Below are 15,998 nucleotides of genomic sequence, written 5' to 3' on the forward strand. Positions count from 1 at the left end.
TTGTGATATTGCTATCGTATCTACCGTAGTAACACTCATAAGATTTTCCCTTTCTGCTGGAATAGTAAGTAGAGAAAGAAGGGGGCGCCGATAATGGCGGTCACGATCCCTACGGGTAGTTCTGCTGGAGCAACCGCAACCCGAGCAAACATGTCAGCAGCGGTCATCAGTAACGCTCCCAACAAAGCAGACAGTGGTAGTAAAGTGCGATGATCTGGGCCACACAACATGCGTCCTAGATGTGGAATGACTAGCCCGATAAACCCAATCATGCCCGAGACACTCACGGTGACGCCCACCCCAACAGCAGTAAGCAAAATCAATTGACGTTTGAGCTTTTGAACTGGGATACCAAGGTGTTTTGCTTCTGATTCCCCAAGAAGTAGAGCATTTAACGACATTGCTTTTTTATAGAAAAAGTAAAATAACCCGATAAGTGTAACGGCTGATAAAGCAATTTTGCCCCAAGTTGCTCCTGCTAATGAGCCCATTGACCATAAGGAAAGATCGCGCAACATTTGATCGTCGGCAACGAAGTTAAGAAAACCGATACCAGCGCCAGAAAGTGCGCTAATAGCCACCCCAGCAAGCAACATAATAGTTACCGACGTTCCAAATTTGCTAGTGCCAAGTTTGTATACGAGTAGAGTTGTCAGTGCGCCACCAAAAAACGCGAAAACAGGCACGACAGCTAAAGCCATAAACTGAGGAAACTCAACACCGATTATTGAAAAACCTACAATCGCAATCGCTCCGCCAAGAGAAGCTCCAGCGGAAACGCCTATAATACCTGGCTCCGCAAGTGGGTTGCGAAACAAACCCTGCATGACCGTCCCACATACCGCTAAAATAGCTCCAACAAACATACAAAGCATGGTTCGAGGTAATCGGATATCGTGAATAATCAAATTGATATGCGGGGCTAGGGTATTGCTTCGACTAGTGAGCGCAATAACGCTGTCCATAATAGTAATATTCATTGGACCAACTGTTATCGAGTAAACAGCAGAAAAGAAGAGTAAAACTGCGAAGCCGCCGAAAACGTAGGTATTAGAGAACCGTCTTAACATAAAAGTTGAATATCTCTTTCAAAGGTCACAGCGTGGCGGCAAACACCACGCTGTTATGGTGATTATGGATAAAGTAGTTCATTAATGCGTTTGGCTTCCGCCAAGCTCTTGAGACCTAATCCACCAACAAGGGCATGGCCATCAATCGTCACGATGTCACCATTTTTCCCAGCTGGAGTTGCGGCTAGAAGAGGGAGCGCTTTTAATACCGCATCACTTCCGCCCATTTTCTCGTAGCTTCTACCGCTCACAAGAATCACATCAGGTTGCATTTCTACCATGGCTTCATTAGATAGCGGTTTGTACGAATCAATTTGGCTAGCCGCTGGATTGATACCTCCTGCAAGCTTAATGATGGCGTCTGGAGTAGTACCATTACCTGCAACGTTAGCCGGGCGTCCTTCGTGAATCAGAAGGAATAGCACTTTTTTCATGTTGGATTGACTAGGCTGGTTACTGTTGAGTGCCTCTACTTGCTGAGCTACTTTTTCTTTTAGTTCACCAACCTTTGCTTCGCTGTTAGTTAGCTTGGCTATCTGGTCGATACGATGATTCAGCCCTTCGATGGTTGAAGACGTATCGACCACCTCAACGTCAACACCGACACGACTTAGCTGGTCGAGGGCTGGTTTTGGTCCCATCTCATCGGAACCAATAACCAGAGTCGGTTCTAGTGCCAATAGTCCTTCCGCAGAAAGGGCACGATGGTAGCCAACCTTAGGAATAGTGGTTCCCTCTGGCGTAACACTTGTTACATCAACCCCCACGAGTTTAGATTGAGCATCTAGCGCGTAAATCAGCTCAGTTACGGATGCGCCAGCGCTGACGATTTTTTCTGCTGCAGTTGCGCTAGAGAAAACCGCAGGAATAGTGGAAAGTGCGCCAACCAACATCAGGTTTTTAAGCGTTTTGTTCATTGAATAGTCCTTGTTAATTGGTGTGATTCTTAACTTGAGTCATTATTAGTCTGTTGGTTCGTCGGTGAGCAGTTGGGTCGCTGGTATACCGTTCTCTTGCATAAAAGCGAGTAGTTGCACGAGATGTTGAACGTCTGCCGTTTTCTCTGCTCCAATAATGATTGGGCTTTTGCTTGAACTGGATTGTTCGAGTAAAGCCAATTTGAAGTTTTCCCAGTCGATATAGTGTTTACCATCTATAGCCCAATAGGGCTCTTGAGCCAGAATGTTGACCGTAATGGACTGCGTATCTACCTCAGAAACGGCAGAGGACTCGGTAGTGGGTAAGTCGACTTGCAGTGACTCTAAACGAACAGATGCCGTCAACATCAGAAACACCATAACGATGAAGATGATGTCGAGAAGTGGGGTCAAATCTGGATAGAGTGAACTCTGCTGGTGGTTTTGGCTGACTTTAATCATGTGCCGCTCTCGCTGGCAGTTTATCGATATTGTCTACAACGAGTGGATCTTTATCAGAGTGCTGCATTTCCACGCCTTCTAACCATAAGTTAACGTAGTTAAGAGTGTGCTCAAGTTTGGCAACAATTCTGTCAGCCCACAGGCCAATGAGTTGTGAACCTGCGATAGCAGGTAGTGCAATGATGAGACCTGCCGCCGTGGTTCTCATTGCCAGCCCAAGACCGTCAGCCAGATCATTCGGGGTGACGTTGCCTGAGGCAGCCGCAATACCTTTGAACATCTCAATCAGACCTAGCACAGTACCAAGAAGGCCAATAAGCGGGCTGATAACACCGATCAATCCTAAAATGCGTAGTCCTGAGTGGAGTTGGTGACGTTTATCTTGCAGCCAAATGGAAGCAGCGTCTTCTCGAAGTGATTTGGCAAATGAGTGATGTGCGAGGAGCATTGCCACCCCTTTGTAAAGAAGCGGGCGTTTCTGAACTAAATCTTTCGCCAGTGCTTCGATCTCTTTTTCGTTTACCGGAGATGCTTGATTGAGCTCTTGTCGAATAGCACTCTTTCCTACACCGCTACTAATTGCGATTTGAAATAGACGCTCGATGATGATCATTGCGGTTAAGGCAGAGCAGATGATAAGTGGCCATGCCATCAAGCCAAGTTGCTCTTCGAGATAATGCAGTTGTTCCATGATTAATCCAATTTAAAACGAACGGGTATTTGAATTCGATGTGCCATCGCCACACCGTTGACAGTATGTGTAGAGAATTGCCATTGTTTGATAGCGTCGAGCGCAGATTTATCTAAGATAGTCGCGCCAGAAGAGGAGATAAGCACCTGTTTTACTTGTCGACCCTTTTCATCTAGCCAAATTTCGTACGTTGCAACACCTTCAATGCCACGTTTACGGGCAATACGCGGGTAGCGCGGTTGCACTGGTTTTGATAGGAACGCTGGTTCAGTCACCAAAATGGGTTCGCTGCTGACACCACTGTTTACGACCGCTTTAGGCGCACTGTCAGAGCTAGATGGTGTTTTATCTACTTTCTTCTGTTCGGTTTTCTCTGGCTTCAGTGGTTTGGTTTTTTCCTGCTTCACCACCTTTTCGACAGGCTTTTTCTTAGGAGCTGGTTTAGGTTGAGGCTTCTTAACCACTTTCTTCGGTTCAGGTTTCTTAACGGGTTGCGGCTTCTTTTTCACCACCTCTTTCTTAACCACTTCGGGAGCTGTTTCCTTCACTACCGGCTTTTCTTGCGGAGTAGGGTCTGTTTTTTGCTGTTCGGATGGCTTCTCTGTTGGAGATGCTTTTGGAGCGACAAAGTTAAGAGAGACAGATTGAGAAGTGCTTCCAGAAGGCATTGCGAAGACTTGTTGTTCTTTATGAGCCAGCATTAAGCTCATATGTAAGGCAACAGAAACAACGCCAGCAACAACATAGCGGGTAATATTCACAACAACTCCAGCCTATCCCTCAAATCAATTCACAAGTGAGATTATGTATTACAATGAAAATAAGATCAATTATCAATTGCATTATCATTTAAGTCTATTTATGATCATTTGAGTTTTGGATTAGCCCTTTGTTTAACGGGCTTTGAACTCTTTTGAGACTAGCTATGAAAATTGACTTGAATCAATTAAATGATTCTCATTTTGGTATATCGACGCCGGATCCACTCCGTTTTGCATTCAATAAAAAGTCATCTCCTCATGCAGGAGGAATGTCGATGCCAATCGCTGCTGAGCAGCAATCTCAGATTTTTGAGAACATCACGTCTACTTCTGTGTCTAAAGCAAATAAGCGGTGTCTCTATATCCATATCCCGTTTTGTCGGGTTAGGTGTACATTCTGTAATTTTTTTCAAAACGCAGCGAGTCGCCAGCTTGTTGATGACTATTTCGAGGCTCTATTAAAGGAGATTGAAATAAAGTCCCGTTTGACGTGGACGCAATCAGGATTATTTCACGCTGTGTATATCGGCGGTGGAACGCCAACGGATTTGTCGCCAGATCAGGTAGAGATACTTGGCAAAACTATTCGTTCTTCATTTCCGTTGTCTACTGATTGCGAAATAACGCTTGAAGGTCGAACCAACCGCTTCACCGATGAGATGTTTGATAAAGCACTTGAAGGAGGCTTCAACCGTTTTTCGTTCGGAATTCAGAGCTTTGACACTAAAGTTCGCCGAAGCGCCAAGCGATTGGATGACCGTGAAGTCGTGCTGGAGCGAGTTGCCGCGTTAAGTGCGAGGGACGAGGCTCCGATAATCATTGACTTGCTTTACGGACTTCCATACCAAACTTTGGATGTGTTTGAGCAAGACTTACAAGACTTTTTGGATACGGGAGCTCATGGTGCGGATCTTTATCAGTTGGTGGTTGGTGGTAGTGCACCGATGCTAAACATGGTCGAGAAAGGAAGAATACCCGCGCCGGGAACAACCCCGGACAAAGCCAGTATGTACGAACGTGGTGTTGCCTTTATGGATAAGCATCATATTAAACAACTGAGTGTTAACCATTGGGCTCGCGACAATCGTGAACGTAGTCAATATAACAGCTTGGCGAAAACTTATGCTGAGGTATTACCTATTGGTTGCGGTGCGGGTGGCAACATTGGTGGCTATGGGTTGATGCATCATCGCTCACTTGATGCGTATATGGACGCAATGAAGAGTGGTCGTTCTACGATTGCGATGATGGTGAAGCAAGGGCCGACTGAGTCCATTAATGCGGCACTCAAAGCGGGCTTCGATAGTGGTGTTGTACGTCGCAGTGCACTACCAAGTTTCAAAGGGCAGGATACGTTCGAGCTGCTTAAACCATTATTCGCTATTTGGAGTAAAAATGGATTGGTGGAGCTAGAACAAGATTACCTGGTGCTGACTCTAGCTGGCAGTTTCTGGGCTGTGACGCTCGCACAGGGCGCCATTGAAGCGATTAATACGTTGAGCCCTCGTAAAAGTATGAACACACATCCGCATGGTCACGGCCATGATCAAAGTGGCAAAGGACATCCATCGAAGATGGCCTCCTAGCTTGTAAATATTGGAAACCTATCACGGAAAATAAAATGTCAAAAAGTTTAAAACAGCAAGTTGCTGAGATACTGGAACAAGAACCGTCACTATTGCCAGCTGCTATTGCCGAGAAGCTACAAGTGACCGAATGTGATGTTGTTTGTGCACTGCCAGACGAGATGGTTGCCATTGCAGACGGCAGCGTTGCACAGGAGTTACTCGAATCATTAACAACTTGGGGTCCTGTGACGACAATAGTTCATTCGTTTGGCTCAATCTTTGAAGTAAAAGCACCGTTCCCTAAAGGTAAAGTTGCTCGAGGTTATTACAACCTGATGGGCAAGGAAGGGGAACTTCATGGACATTTGAAGCTCGACCTAATTACTAAAGTGGCTTTGGTAAGCAAACCTTTTATGGGCAGCGAAAGCCACTATTTTGGTTTCTTCGATGAAACAGGTCATAACGTGTTTAAGATTTACCTAGGGCGTGACAAGAAGCGAGTCCTATTCCCTGAGCAGGTAGAGCAATTTAACGCTCTTAAGCAAAGGTTATCTAGCCAGTAAACGCTCAACCAAAATTCAAATTTAGAATTATAATTATTAGAGAAAGTGAGGAATTCATAATGGATCAACAAGTTAAGCAAGAACGCTTACAAGGTCGACTTGGCCCAGAAATCAAAGAGTTTCGTCAAGAACGTAAAACCATTCAATTGGCAACGGTAGATGAAGAGGGACGACCAAACGTTAGTTATGCGCCTTACGTCCAAAATCAGGATGGATACTTTGTTCTGATCTCTCAGATTGCTCGTCATGCTCGCAACCTTGAGAAAAATCCTAATGTATCTTTAATGATGATTGAAGATGAAAGCGACAGTAAACAGCTTTTTGCACGCAAGCGACTGACGTTTGACGCTGTAGCGTCCATTGTTGAGCGCGATACTGAGCAATGGCAAGCTGTTATTGCTCAAATGCAAGATCGCTTTGGTGAAATCATTGATGGTCTAAGTCAACTACAAGACTTCATTCTATTTAACTTGAAAGCAGAACAAGGTCTTTTCGTTAAAGGCTTTGGGCAAGCATATCAAGTATCTGGCGATGACCTTGTTGATTTTGTACATCTTCAAGAAGGTCATCGTAAAGTCGAAAAATCTGAAGCTTAAGCGACGATACAGTCACTAAGAGTAATATCAGATACACCAAGTGCTCTAAATGAACGTTTGGTGTGAAACAACAGGATGATAGAGGGGCTGAATGACATGCCCCTCGGGATCTTTACAATGAAAGCTCCGCGCGCCATCGCTATGGTCGTGGGGCTCGTCTAATAGCGTGACGCCCCGCGCCTGCATAAATTCGTACCATTCTTGAAGCTCTTCCTTGCTGTTGACGATAAATCCAAAATGGTCGACGCTAGTGGGTGAGCAGACTCGCTGAGCTTTTGCTCTTCCTAATGATAGGTTATCGTTGCCACACGTTAAGTACACCAAGTTTTCATTGGCTCTTCTTAACACTTCCATACCCATGATATCGGTATAAAACGCTTCACACTCTTCAAACTTTTCCACTACTAACGCGATGTGTCTCATACCATTAAATGGAGAAGGTCTTTTCATTCTTTACATCCTTTGTATTCTATTTTCAATTAAATTGTATACAATAAATACATGTGATTTCAAATTCATACCAAGGAGAGGGTAAGATGTATTGCATTATTGTTCGAAATCGGGTGAAACCAGGTAGCGAAGAGCACTACAAATCAGTAATGATGGAAAATGCTAAAGCCTCAGTGACAAACGAGCCTGAGTGTTACCGGTTTGACGTTATTCAAGATAAGGAAGCACCCCAAGATTTCTACCTATACGAAATCTACCAAGACCTGCACGCACTGCAGGTACATAAACAGACATCGCACTATTTAGACAGTCGTAAATTGCTTGCAGATTTGGTGCTCGACACCATGGTGATAAGAGCTGATGTGATTGCGACAAACCCATAAAACAAGGAAATAAAATGAGTTGGAAAGTGTATTTGAGCGGAGAGATTCATACAGATTGGCGTGAGCAAATCATCGCAGGTGCTGCAGAGCTTAAGTTAGATATCGAGTTTTATTCCGCGAATACGGATCATGAATCTAGCGATGCAGCGGGCGATCACCTTAGATCTAACGACGTCCAGTTTTGGCGCGATCATCAATCATCGAAAGTGAATGCGATTCGCACTAAAAACCTAATTAAACAATGCGATATTGGTGTAGTTAGGTTTGGAGACAAGTACCGTCAATGGAATGCTGCGTTTGATGCTGGTATGTTGGCCGCGTTAGATAAACCATTTATCACTTTGCACGACGAAGGGATTATTCATCCTCTTAAAGAGGTAGATGCCGCGGCAATGGCATGGGCTGAGACACCACAACAGATCGTGGAGATTCTGCAGTACGTGACTAACAACTAATGTCAGACAACAAAAACGCACATTTTTTAGTTATATAGTGAAAAAATATGTGCGTTTTTATTGGTCAATCTAGAAGACTGCTGGCTTGTCAGCTGTAATGGCGCGGGCTAGGCTTTTTTAACGAACTTTGCCGTCACCATCATTTCACCAACACCATCAACCTTGCAATCAAGCTGATGGTCTTTACCATCATTGATATTGCGAACAACAGCTTTCGTGCCAATCTTGATGACTAGAGAGCTGCCTTTAACTTTAAGGTCTTTGATCATCGTCACCTTGTCACCAGCTTCCAATACTGCACCATTCGAGTCTTTAACAATGATGGCATCTTCCGGCACTTCATTAGGATTCCATTCGTGAGCACACTCAGGGCAGATGAGTTGGCTTTGGTCCTGATACACATACTCAGATTGACAGTTTGGGCAAGGAGGAAGAGACATAGTTAAATCCTGATTTCAGTATAGTTTGTGAGTATGGTAATAACTCTGCCAGTATGATGCGAGCAGTTTATTAGCCAACGCCAACCACGTTGTCTCTTAGCGTCTTTGAAGGACGCAGTTCGACAATAAGTTGCGCCAGTAACAATAACCCAGTTACCGCTAAACCCACCAATATACCGCCCCAGATACCAGCAAGCTCATAGCGTTCCATTAACCACCATGCGGCTGGTAGACCAAATGCCCAGTATCCTATGGCGGTCATTAGAGTTGGAAGCTTGACGATCTTCATGCCACGAAGCAGGTTAATGGCTAACAACTGCCAAGCATCTACTACGAAGCACAGTGCGACAACCCAAATCAATGAAGATAACATGTCCGTTAATGCATGTTCACCTTCTCCATCCAGTTGGAACAAACTGGCAATCGCGTTCGGCCAAACAATGAAGACTACCGCTAGTACAGCACTTAGTATCGTCACTAGTGCGAAGCTTCGCTTCGCAACGGCTTTGACTCCAATGAGGTTATCATTGCCGAACTCTTTGCCCACAAGAATGGCCGCAGCCTGAGAAAAACCAAAATTAATATTCCAAGTGAAACTTAAGCATTGCAATAGGATTTGATGCAGGGCAAGAGCAGTTACGCCAATAAACCCTGCCATCAAGGTGCCACCGTATATCAGCCCCATTTCTAGAGCTCCTGCAATAGCAATAGGGATACCCATCGACAATAACGGTAACATCAAACGCCAGTTGTATTCCTCAAGATGGAGCCAAGGTGCAAACCGATAGTACACTGGACGTTTGAATACCCAAGTCGCATAACCAATTAAGACCAGTGTTGCGGCAAGAGCTGTACCTATACCGAGCCCGGCAATTCCCCAATCCAAAGTAAATGCTAACCAATAGCTGAAAGGGACGTTCAAAATGACGGTAACCAGAGACATAATCATCACAGATTTGGCATCGCCATAGTTACTCGTCAGGCCACGCAAGATAAGCAGCAATAGCGTCGGTAACATGGCCCACTTTAAAGTATCAAGGTAGACCATGGCGACCGTAATCACTTCTTCAGGCTGTTGAGCAACTCTCAGAAAATCTGGGGCGAAAACAAACGCTGTCGTTAGGATGATAGTCAGAAGCACGGCTAACATCAGAGCGCCTTTTACTGCCAATCGGACTTGTTTTAATCCATACTCAGGGCGAGCTACACTTTGTCCATAAGCAATGGCGATGAGGTTCGCGACACATCCTACGGTTGAACCTGCGATGAGGAAAACGAACGTATAGACTGAGGCTCCAAGACCACCACCCGCAAGATCACTCACACTCAATTGTGCCATCATCCAAACATCAGTAAGGACCAGCGCCATTGAAATTAGCTGAGAAACAATAAGTGGTGCAGCAAGGGATAGAATTTTCTTCATGATAGCCTCAGGTTATGATGAGGTCATTTTATATGCATAACTATGGTGTTCAATTAACATTTGTGTCACTCTGGCATGACTTCAGATCATGTGAGCAATTATGAATCTATATTCGAATATTCCCTATTCACACAATGCACTAAAAGTCTTTGAAACCGTAGCAAGGCATATGAGCTTTACCTCTGCAGCGCAAGAGCTTCACGTTACTCAAAGTGCAGTGAGCCGCCAAGTTAAGCAACTTGAAGATGATCTCAATGCATCATTGGTTATTCGTGGTCATCGCTCAATTCAGCTGACGTTGAAAGGGCAAGCACTGTTTGAAGTTTTGGGACGTAATTATCAAGCCCTTCAGTCGTTGCTTGAGTCTTGGAAAGAAGTCCAGAGTAACAAGATAGTGATTCGCGCAGCGTTAAGTTATGCCACTCGAGCGCTATTACCGAAAATACAGAAGCTCAACGAGCGTTTCCCTGATTATGAAATTGCCGTTATTCCGGTAATTGATGAAGAGGAAAGTTTAAGGAAAGGCGATTATGACCTATTCGTTTTTACCACTCGTGAAAGTGAAGCTTATCAAAACGATCCGGAAATATCCTTTATGCGAGAAGAGTACATGGCACCTGTTTGTACTCAGCAGTTACTCGGTGAAAACCGCGATATTGAACACCTTCTGACGCTACCAAGACTACATCCAACACTTGATCATATTGATTGGCGAGTGTGGTTGGATAAAATCCAATACAAGAGTAATCAACCGGTGCGAAATTCAACATTTTTTACCTTGGATTTAACCTTGAGTGCTTGCTTGTCAGGCCATGGTGTTGCCGTTACCGATTTACTGCTTGCTTTACCGGAACTGGAACGAGAGTATCTTGTGTGCCCCAAAAATGCGCAGATCCATTTTAGTAGTTGGCGCTATTTCTGCCATAAGAGGACGGGCTCACCGATTGTTGAGGAGTTAGCGCAATGGCTAATGACCGAAACGAAAGAAGAGCTCAGAAAGCTCAATCAGCTTTCTGAGCATTATGGTTGGGGGCCAATTAGCTAGCGTTTTCAGCCATGTTCTTTTTGATGACCTGTTCCAGTTTGTCGTAAGGGACATAGCCTGGAATCAGCTCATCGCCAATGAACATAGCGGGTGTCCCACGTAAGCCCAAGGCAACAAATGTTTTGTAGTTTTTCACTAAAGACTCGTTAATTTTAGTATCACCTGTTAGATACTGTGTTGTATCTGTCTTCTTCGCGATTGCTTCGATAGAGTCTTTGGTATGTATACCAGGTTTCGCGACAAGTAGACGATTCACTTCTACAAACTTTTCGGGTGCTTGCTGCCAAACCTTAATGGCAAATGCTGCGGAGTTAGTATCGAGCCCTTCAATGACTTGCTGCTTGAGCGGGACATAGATATTGATGACTTTTACATCTTTATAGTTAGCAACTAACTTCGTCAGTTCGCCATCCAAGCGCTTGCAATATGGGCAGTTATAGTCGGTAAAATTGACGATGACTGTCGATCCATCTGTATTTCCCAGAACAGTGTGAATTGTCGTATCGTTTAGCCATGATTCACTCTGCTTTTTTGCATTCTCAAGCTGTTTTTGACCTTCGACATATTGTTGAAGACTTAGCTGTAGATCGCCGATGATCTCTGGGTTTTCGGTCAATAGCTGATGAATACTGTCTAACTGTTGTTGTTGCTCAGCGGTTAAAGCAGCATGAGACAGAGTTGGAAGTAGCGCAGCGATACTGATCGCCATTGAAATAAGTGTTTTTTTCATTGTTTTTCCTTATGCCCAGTGAACACTAGGCAAATAAAATTCGTAACCACAGCCCAATCGGCGTGATGATGCCAGTCGAGATACTCTCAATCTGCCCCTTGTTTATGATGACAACGGTCGGTGTGACACTGATGTTCCATTGTTGACTAATTAGCCCGGTTGTATCGTTAATCACCGGAAAATCGTATTCCTTAGCAGTCATATACTGTTGGACGCGTTCATTTGTACCCGACGATAGGGCAATAGATAGCACCTGATGGTCGCTTGCAAACCAATTGATCGTTGGGCTGACAAATTTACAAGCACCACACCACGTCGCCCAAAAATACAGTACAACCGGTTTTTCCTGGCTTTGTTGAATGATATCGACAGGCAAGCCTTGGGTGGTCATCGCTTTTAACGAAGGCGCTTCACCACTGGGCATTGATGTACTGCGATACCAATCCAGAGCCATTGAAACCAATGTCATCAAAATAACAATGCTGATGAGCTCTTTTGACCATTTTTTAAGACGGCTGGACCAAGGTTTTTCTTCGGTCGATTTAGCCTTCATGTGTTTCTCCGCTGGCCATATCGATAGACTGCATAACCACCTCTGAAGTCAGAATAACGGGCATTGGGATGCCTTGCGGATATTCTGGACCGTAGACAATATTAAATGGCACTCCAAAGCGTCCATAGCTCTGTAGGTATTGAGTCACGCTGTCGCTTGGCGTTGTCCAGTCTCCACGCATCAGTACGATGTCTGATTGCTGAAGTTTTTCATAAACTGGGTTTTGTAGAATGACGCCAATTTTGTTGGCTTTACAGGTAATGCACCAGTCAGCAGTAACGTCAACAAATACGGTTTTTCCTTGAGCCACGAGCTCTGGTATTTGATCACGATCCAGTTTCTGCCAGTGAAGATCATCAACGATAGGCGTGGACCATTTATCTGCGGTCACACTGCCGATGATCAGTCCACCACCAACGACAAAAATCGATAGCGCAGAGAGAACAGCTACTGCCTTGCGCCCGTATTGTTTGCTAATGAGTACCAGGGTAGCAATGATAATAATGGCTACCAACGCTGCGGTTAAAGCAAAACCAATAAAGGTTGACAGTAGTGTTACTAACCAAAGACTGGTCAATAACATCATTGCACCAAATGCTAGCTTCACTTTGTTCATCCAAGGACCTGGTTTAGGGAAGACATTAACCAAGGATGGGAACAGCGTAAACAACAGCCACGGTAAACTCATTCCGATGCCGAGTGCCACAAAAATCAACCAAAGCTCGGTATAGCTTGCTCCCAGTGCATACGCAACTGCAGTACCAAAGAAGGGAGCACTACATGGTGTCGCTAGTAACGTTGCAAACATCCCTTGAACGAAATGCCCCCCATAGCTATGGTCACCTTTAGATGCCATCCAGGTGTTGAGGCTGCTTGGGAGTTGTATGTTGAATAAACCAAGCAAATTCGCTGAAAACAATAGGGTAACTATCGCCATAAAGGCAATAAACCAATAATTCTGGAATTGAATACCCCAACCAACCATATGCCCAGCCATCTTCAGAGATGTTAAGGCACCAGCAAGTAGTAGGAATGAGCTGATGATGCCGAACGAGGAAGCGAGAAATGACAATCGAACTTGCTTTGGCGATTGATTCACGCCCGAGATGATACTGTTAAGCTTCATGCCAAGCACTGGAAGTACACAAGGCATGATATTGAGAATCAGACCGCCTATAAGAGCGAATCCTATCATCCAAATGAGGCTTCCACTCTCAGGATAGGCCATTGGTATCGTGGATACTTGTGTTGACGTTTCCGTTAATATCAGCTCATCTGACACGGTAATTTGAATGTTTTTGTCACTGATATCTGCTTCACCAAGCCAATTGCTAACATCAAATTTGGCATACAGAGTATTGCCTTCGATGGTTATTTTGGGTTGTGCGAAGAACTCATCACTGACTTCGTCTCCATCGACCAAAATCTGTGGTTTTTTCCAAGCCGTTTTGCTGGTTAGCTTAAGTTGAAGCTCTTGTGCTTGCTGATTCCAGTAGCTTGCCTCTACGGAGATTTGGTTGTCCTTTTTGGGCGTCAAGCTCATGCCTTGACCAAACAGATACGCGGCATCGGAATCTAGTGAGAGAACATTGGGATCAATCTCTAAATCAATTGGGTAATCCGCTATCACACAGATATTGGTGCAGCTTGGCAATCGCAAGTTGGCTTTGAGCGAGATTGGTTTGGACGTATCTGTCACGGTGACAATAATCGGGAAGCTGACTTCGTGTTTGTACCCTAATGTCATCACCCCTAGCTGCTCATAATAAGCAGGTACGGGCCATTGCCAATCTACCGCTTCGACATTCGTCGAAGCACTCCAATCAAATTCTGGTGCGACACCGCCTTCACCGGGACTACGCCAATAGGTTTTCCACTCTCCATCGAGTTCGACATTAAGAACCATCTCCATCTGTTTAGTTTGTGGATCGAGGTGGCCGGTAGATAGCAGCCGAACCTTCACCGGTGGATGCATTGGATCTTGAATCCATCCTGTAGATTGCGCATTTGACATTGCACTGTAAAGTGCAACGAAGACGATCGCGAACGTTAGCACTAGAGTGCTAAATGTTTGTCGACAAAGCGACATTAAAAGACGGCTACGCGTAGTGCGAGTCGTTAACATTGTGTTTGTATAAGACACAGTAATCTCCAATAAGTAATAAATAGACCTAAGTTGGAGGCGTTTTATTCCCGGAAAGTACAGTGAGTTACGTGAAGCCTGAGCTTAGGAGGATAGGTATCGCTTCGGCGAGTATGGGCTGGCTTAACTTTGCGCTCAGAAAGCAGTGCTAACAAAGCGACCAAAAACAGAAGCGGAGTAAAGGTTTCTAAATGAGCAAAAGATTGTCCAAGCAACTTTTGTGTCAATCGACATGGTTCATCAACTGGGGTGATGTTATGGACGATTTTCTCGATGGAATTGGAGTTGAACAGGGCCGCCTCGCTCATATAAGGTGCGGGTGTTGGTGCGACTTCTACCAGTTGGCTGTGGTATGCAACGTTCGTCTTTAGCGCACAAAACATCACTACCAAAATGGCAGTGAGTAGGAAGAGTGTGCGAAAAATAGATTGCCTAAATGTATGCAAACCAAAGCCGTCGTGTTTAAAATGAGTGCTTACGTTATCTTGTTAGTCATAAACGTCAAGTGAAATCATGTCCAAAAATGTAAAGTAATCTAGATTAATTTTAACGGGAGTGAAAATTAACGGGTATGAATCACTGATTTTGTTTATCTTCACTGATAGTCTTGTCAGATTACTCGCTCTCACACACGTCCAATAAGTGGCTAAGGTAAGAGAGTCAATGAATGGAGCACGTGTAGTAAATGAGAAATTTGGTATTCATGGGTGTCTGTCTGGCGGTGACCGTCTGGATGATTTTTGATTCGGGTAAGTCGGAACAGGTATTTACATTTTGGGAGCACGTGAATCTACCGAACAAAGATGAAATTGGTATGTATGTCAGCCAGTTTTTTTACTACATCGCATTATTAGTCGGTGTGGTTTATCTTGGCCGCAAATTCAAACGTCGCAATGACAAGTAACCGTTTTGATTAAGCACTTGTTGAACTGTATTGCAACAAATCGATAAGTGCTTCTAACTGTTCTTCTATCGCATTGTCCGCTGAAATGGCAGGAAATTCGAGCGTGATGCAAGGTAGTCCTTTCTCGTCACACCAACTCCCAAACGAACCAGGCGTGTCATACCCGACATCGTCAATCAAAGGCAGTGAGAAACGCTTTGCAAGCCACTTACCTAAGTCAGAATGTTCCGGATCATCGATACAGGCTAATGGTTCATGAAGTGATACGACAAACTGTGGTCTTCGAGCCTCGATCAGGTCAACAAGGGCACTAATCTCTGGTTCAAGAGTAGTCACATTACCAGTTTTTACTTTGACGTCACGTTCACTTGCTGAGGTACTCCAGCGATATACTGTTCCTTTGTCCGTCCATGTCTTCGTCGGGAAAGCTCTATTTAGATCGACTTGATTGGCATTGGCGCGAGTCCCCAACTGATTGCCATCAGGGTTCATTGATAAGATAACATCATGTTTCAGGTATTCAGCAGGCAGGGTACGAAGGGCACACGACAACGCGGTAATGGATGCAGTCTCATCTCCGTGGGTACCTGCCAGTATGAGTCCTCGCTCCGGTGAGTCGATTGGCGCCGGAAAGTACAATAATGGTGCGCCTAAAACAGAGTGACCATATGTTTCTGGTTTGTTTTGAAATTCTGCCCTTAGTGCTCTTGGGCGTAATTGCGGCTTTGTTTGATTTGCATTATCCATTTTCTACATCCCAACTTCTTGCCTTTCCTCACGGCATTCTGTGGTTATATATGCCATAAATAGTGATGTAATGCTATTGAAAGCCTTTTTGTTGTAA

20 protein-coding genes are annotated in these 15,998 nt (G+C 44.6%); 7 read left to right on the forward strand and 13 right to left on the reverse strand.

What is annotated here, in order from left to right; all coding sequences use genetic code 11:
* Positions 1-35: 35 nt before the first annotated feature.
* The 5 genes from L2W36_RS17075 to L2W36_RS17095 form a co-directional block, all read right to left on the reverse strand.
* The gene (locus L2W36_RS17075) at positions 36-1,070 is read right to left on the reverse strand and encodes a FecCD family ABC transporter permease (RefSeq protein ID WP_062458292.1); all 1,035 of its coding nucleotides are present in this window, start codon (positions 1,068-1,070) and stop codon (positions 36-38) included.
* A 62-nt stretch (positions 1,071-1,132) separates the two neighbouring features.
* Positions 1,133-1,987, reverse strand: a complete 855-nt coding sequence (locus L2W36_RS17080) for a heme/hemin ABC transporter substrate-binding protein (RefSeq protein WP_038227151.1) — start codon at positions 1,985-1,987, stop codon at positions 1,133-1,135.
* A 45-nt stretch (positions 1,988-2,032) separates the two neighbouring features.
* A complete protein-coding gene (locus tag L2W36_RS17085) occupies positions 2,033-2,449 on the reverse strand; it encodes an ExbD/TolR family protein (protein ID WP_006075200.1) in 417 nt (138 codons plus the stop codon).
* Positions 2,442-3,140: a MotA/TolQ/ExbB proton channel family protein gene (locus tag L2W36_RS17090; protein WP_038227150.1), complete on the reverse strand. Its 699-nt coding sequence runs from the start codon at positions 3,138-3,140 to the stop codon at positions 2,442-2,444. Before L2W36_RS17090 ends, L2W36_RS17085 begins: the two co-directional genes overlap by 8 nt.
* A 2-nt stretch (positions 3,141-3,142) precedes the next feature.
* A complete protein-coding gene (locus L2W36_RS17095) occupies positions 3,143-3,901 on the reverse strand; it encodes an energy transducer TonB (protein WP_236110747.1) in 759 nt (252 codons plus the stop codon).
* 164 nt (positions 3,902-4,065) lie between these two features.
* Between L2W36_RS17095 and hutW the strand changes: the two genes are divergently transcribed.
* Genes hutW through hutZ form a run of 3 tightly spaced genes read left to right on the forward strand, consistent with a single transcriptional unit; the run spans position 4,066 to position 6,628 of the window.
* Positions 4,066-5,487 carry a heme anaerobic degradation radical SAM methyltransferase ChuW/HutW gene (hutW, locus tag L2W36_RS17100; protein ID WP_236110748.1) on the forward strand — a complete coding sequence of 474 codons (1,422 nt, stop codon included), beginning with the start codon at positions 4,066-4,068 and terminating at the stop codon, positions 5,485-5,487.
* Positions 5,488-5,522: 35 nt separating this feature from the next.
* The gene (gene hutX, locus L2W36_RS17105; protein ID WP_031495893.1) at positions 5,523-6,032 is read left to right on the forward strand and encodes a heme utilization cystosolic carrier protein HutX; all 510 of its coding nucleotides are present in this window, start codon (positions 5,523-5,525) and stop codon (positions 6,030-6,032) included.
* 59 nt (positions 6,033-6,091) lie between these two features.
* Complete coding sequence (hutZ, locus tag L2W36_RS17110; protein ID WP_006075206.1) at positions 6,092-6,628, forward strand: heme utilization protein HutZ; 537 nt, start codon at positions 6,092-6,094, stop codon at positions 6,626-6,628.
* A 45-nt stretch (positions 6,629-6,673) separates the two neighbouring features.
* Here the strand turns inward: hutZ and L2W36_RS17115 are convergent, their stop codons facing one another.
* Positions 6,674-7,078: a VOC family protein gene (locus L2W36_RS17115; RefSeq protein ID WP_006075207.1), complete on the reverse strand. Its 405-nt coding sequence runs from the start codon at positions 7,076-7,078 to the stop codon at positions 6,674-6,676.
* A gap of 86 nt (positions 7,079-7,164) precedes the next feature.
* Between L2W36_RS17115 and L2W36_RS17120 the strand changes: the two genes are divergently transcribed.
* Positions 7,165-7,461 (forward strand): putative quinol monooxygenase, encoded by a 297-nt coding sequence (locus tag L2W36_RS17120; protein ID WP_031495897.1) that lies wholly within the window; start codon positions 7,165-7,167, stop codon positions 7,459-7,461.
* Positions 7,462-7,475: 14 nt separating this feature from the next.
* Complete coding sequence (locus L2W36_RS17125) at positions 7,476-7,916, forward strand: YtoQ family protein (protein ID WP_065311702.1); 441 nt, start codon at positions 7,476-7,478, stop codon at positions 7,914-7,916.
* A gap of 107 nt (positions 7,917-8,023) precedes the next feature.
* On the opposite strand, the gene L2W36_RS17130 is transcribed toward L2W36_RS17125, so the two are convergent.
* Positions 8,024-8,356, reverse strand: a complete 333-nt coding sequence (locus L2W36_RS17130; RefSeq protein WP_006075210.1) for a zinc ribbon domain-containing protein YjdM — start codon at positions 8,354-8,356, stop codon at positions 8,024-8,026.
* 70 nt (positions 8,357-8,426) lie between these two features.
* The gene (locus L2W36_RS17135; protein ID WP_236110749.1) at positions 8,427-9,779 is read right to left on the reverse strand and encodes an MATE family efflux transporter; all 1,353 of its coding nucleotides are present in this window, start codon (positions 9,777-9,779) and stop codon (positions 8,427-8,429) included.
* 100 nt (positions 9,780-9,879) lie between these two features.
* Here L2W36_RS17135 and L2W36_RS17140 point away from each other — a divergent pair, with 100 nt between their 5' ends.
* A complete protein-coding gene (locus L2W36_RS17140) occupies positions 9,880-10,824 on the forward strand; it encodes a LysR family transcriptional regulator (RefSeq protein ID WP_062462021.1) in 945 nt (314 codons plus the stop codon).
* Here the strand turns inward: L2W36_RS17140 and L2W36_RS17145 are convergent.
* The 4 genes from L2W36_RS17145 to L2W36_RS17160 all read right to left on the reverse strand — a co-directional run bounded on the left by L2W36_RS17145 (position 10,817) and on the right by L2W36_RS17160 (position 14,696).
* Positions 10,817-11,554 (reverse strand): DsbA family protein, encoded by a 738-nt coding sequence (locus L2W36_RS17145; protein ID WP_236110750.1) that lies wholly within the window; start codon positions 11,552-11,554, stop codon positions 10,817-10,819. The two genes, L2W36_RS17140 and L2W36_RS17145, sit on opposite strands and share 8 nt — an antisense overlap.
* A 25-nt stretch (positions 11,555-11,579) precedes the next feature.
* Positions 11,580-12,107 carry a protein disulfide oxidoreductase gene (locus L2W36_RS17150; protein WP_062462029.1) on the reverse strand — a complete coding sequence of 176 codons (528 nt, stop codon included), beginning with the start codon at positions 12,105-12,107 and terminating at the stop codon, positions 11,580-11,582.
* The gene (locus L2W36_RS17155; protein ID WP_236110813.1) at positions 12,097-14,196 is read right to left on the reverse strand and encodes a protein-disulfide reductase DsbD family protein; all 2,100 of its coding nucleotides are present in this window, start codon (positions 14,194-14,196) and stop codon (positions 12,097-12,099) included. Before L2W36_RS17155 ends, L2W36_RS17150 begins: the two co-directional genes overlap by 11 nt.
* Positions 14,197-14,294: 98 nt before the next feature.
* A complete protein-coding gene (locus L2W36_RS17160; protein ID WP_124941327.1) occupies positions 14,295-14,696 on the reverse strand; it encodes a hypothetical protein in 402 nt (133 codons plus the stop codon).
* Between the two features lie 239 nt (positions 14,697-14,935).
* Between L2W36_RS17160 and L2W36_RS17165 the strand changes: the two genes are divergently transcribed.
* The gene (locus tag L2W36_RS17165; protein WP_124941326.1) at positions 14,936-15,154 is read left to right on the forward strand and encodes a hypothetical protein; all 219 of its coding nucleotides are present in this window, start codon (positions 14,936-14,938) and stop codon (positions 15,152-15,154) included.
* A gap of 9 nt (positions 15,155-15,163) precedes the next feature.
* Here L2W36_RS17165 and mpaA read toward each other — a convergent pair whose 3' ends face one another.
* Entirely contained in the window at positions 15,164-15,901 is a 738-nt protein-coding gene (gene mpaA / locus L2W36_RS17170; RefSeq protein ID WP_236110751.1) for a murein tripeptide amidase MpaA, read from the reverse strand.
* Positions 15,902-15,998: the final 97 nt, after the last annotated feature.

The sequence above is a fragment of the Vibrio sp. McD22-P3 genome, assembly GCF_021568915.1.
Classification (GTDB): Bacteria; Pseudomonadota; Gammaproteobacteria; order Enterobacterales; family Vibrionaceae; genus Vibrio; species Vibrio mediterranei.

Bases quoted from the DNA above. Each gene is read 5' to 3' on its own strand.
- L2W36_RS17075 (WP_062458292.1), bottom strand. From the start codon at position 1,070: ATGTTAAGACGGTTCTCTAATACCTACGTTTTCGGCGGCTTCGCAGTT.
- L2W36_RS17080 (WP_038227151.1), bottom strand. From the start codon at position 1,987: ATGAACAAAACGCTTAAAAACCTGATGTTGGTTGGCGCACTTTCCACT.
- L2W36_RS17085 (WP_006075200.1), bottom strand. From the start codon at position 2,449: ATGATTAAAGTCAGCCAAAACCACCAGCAGAGTTCACTCTATCCAGAT.
- L2W36_RS17090 (WP_038227150.1), bottom strand. From the start codon at position 3,140: ATGGAACAACTGCATTATCTCGAAGAGCAACTTGGCTTGATGGCATGG.
- hutW (WP_236110748.1), top strand. From the start codon at position 4,066: ATGAAAATTGACTTGAATCAATTAAATGATTCTCATTTTGGTATATCG.
- hutX (WP_031495893.1), top strand. From the start codon at position 5,523: ATGTCAAAAAGTTTAAAACAGCAAGTTGCTGAGATACTGGAACAAGAA.
- hutZ (WP_006075206.1), top strand. From the start codon at position 6,092: ATGGATCAACAAGTTAAGCAAGAACGCTTACAAGGTCGACTTGGCCCA.
- L2W36_RS17115 (WP_006075207.1), bottom strand. From the start codon at position 7,078: ATGAAAAGACCTTCTCCATTTAATGGTATGAGACACATCGCGTTAGTA.
- L2W36_RS17120 (WP_031495897.1), top strand. From the start codon at position 7,165: ATGTATTGCATTATTGTTCGAAATCGGGTGAAACCAGGTAGCGAAGAG.
- L2W36_RS17125 (WP_065311702.1), top strand. From the start codon at position 7,476: ATGAGTTGGAAAGTGTATTTGAGCGGAGAGATTCATACAGATTGGCGT.
- L2W36_RS17130 (WP_006075210.1), bottom strand. From the start codon at position 8,356: ATGTCTCTTCCTCCTTGCCCAAACTGTCAATCTGAGTATGTGTATCAG.
- L2W36_RS17135 (WP_236110749.1), bottom strand. From the start codon at position 9,779: ATGAAGAAAATTCTATCCCTTGCTGCACCACTTATTGTTTCTCAGCTA.
- L2W36_RS17140 (WP_062462021.1), top strand. From the start codon at position 9,880: ATGAATCTATATTCGAATATTCCCTATTCACACAATGCACTAAAAGTC.
- L2W36_RS17145 (WP_236110750.1), bottom strand. From the start codon at position 11,554: ATGAAAAAAACACTTATTTCAATGGCGATCAGTATCGCTGCGCTACTT.
- L2W36_RS17150 (WP_062462029.1), bottom strand. From the start codon at position 12,107: ATGAAGGCTAAATCGACCGAAGAAAAACCTTGGTCCAGCCGTCTTAAA.
- L2W36_RS17155 (WP_236110813.1), bottom strand. From the start codon at position 14,196: ATGTCGCTTTGTCGACAAACATTTAGCACTCTAGTGCTAACGTTCGCG.
- L2W36_RS17165 (WP_124941326.1), top strand. From the start codon at position 14,936: ATGAGAAATTTGGTATTCATGGGTGTCTGTCTGGCGGTGACCGTCTGG.
- mpaA (WP_236110751.1), bottom strand. From the start codon at position 15,901: ATGGATAATGCAAATCAAACAAAGCCGCAATTACGCCCAAGAGCACTA.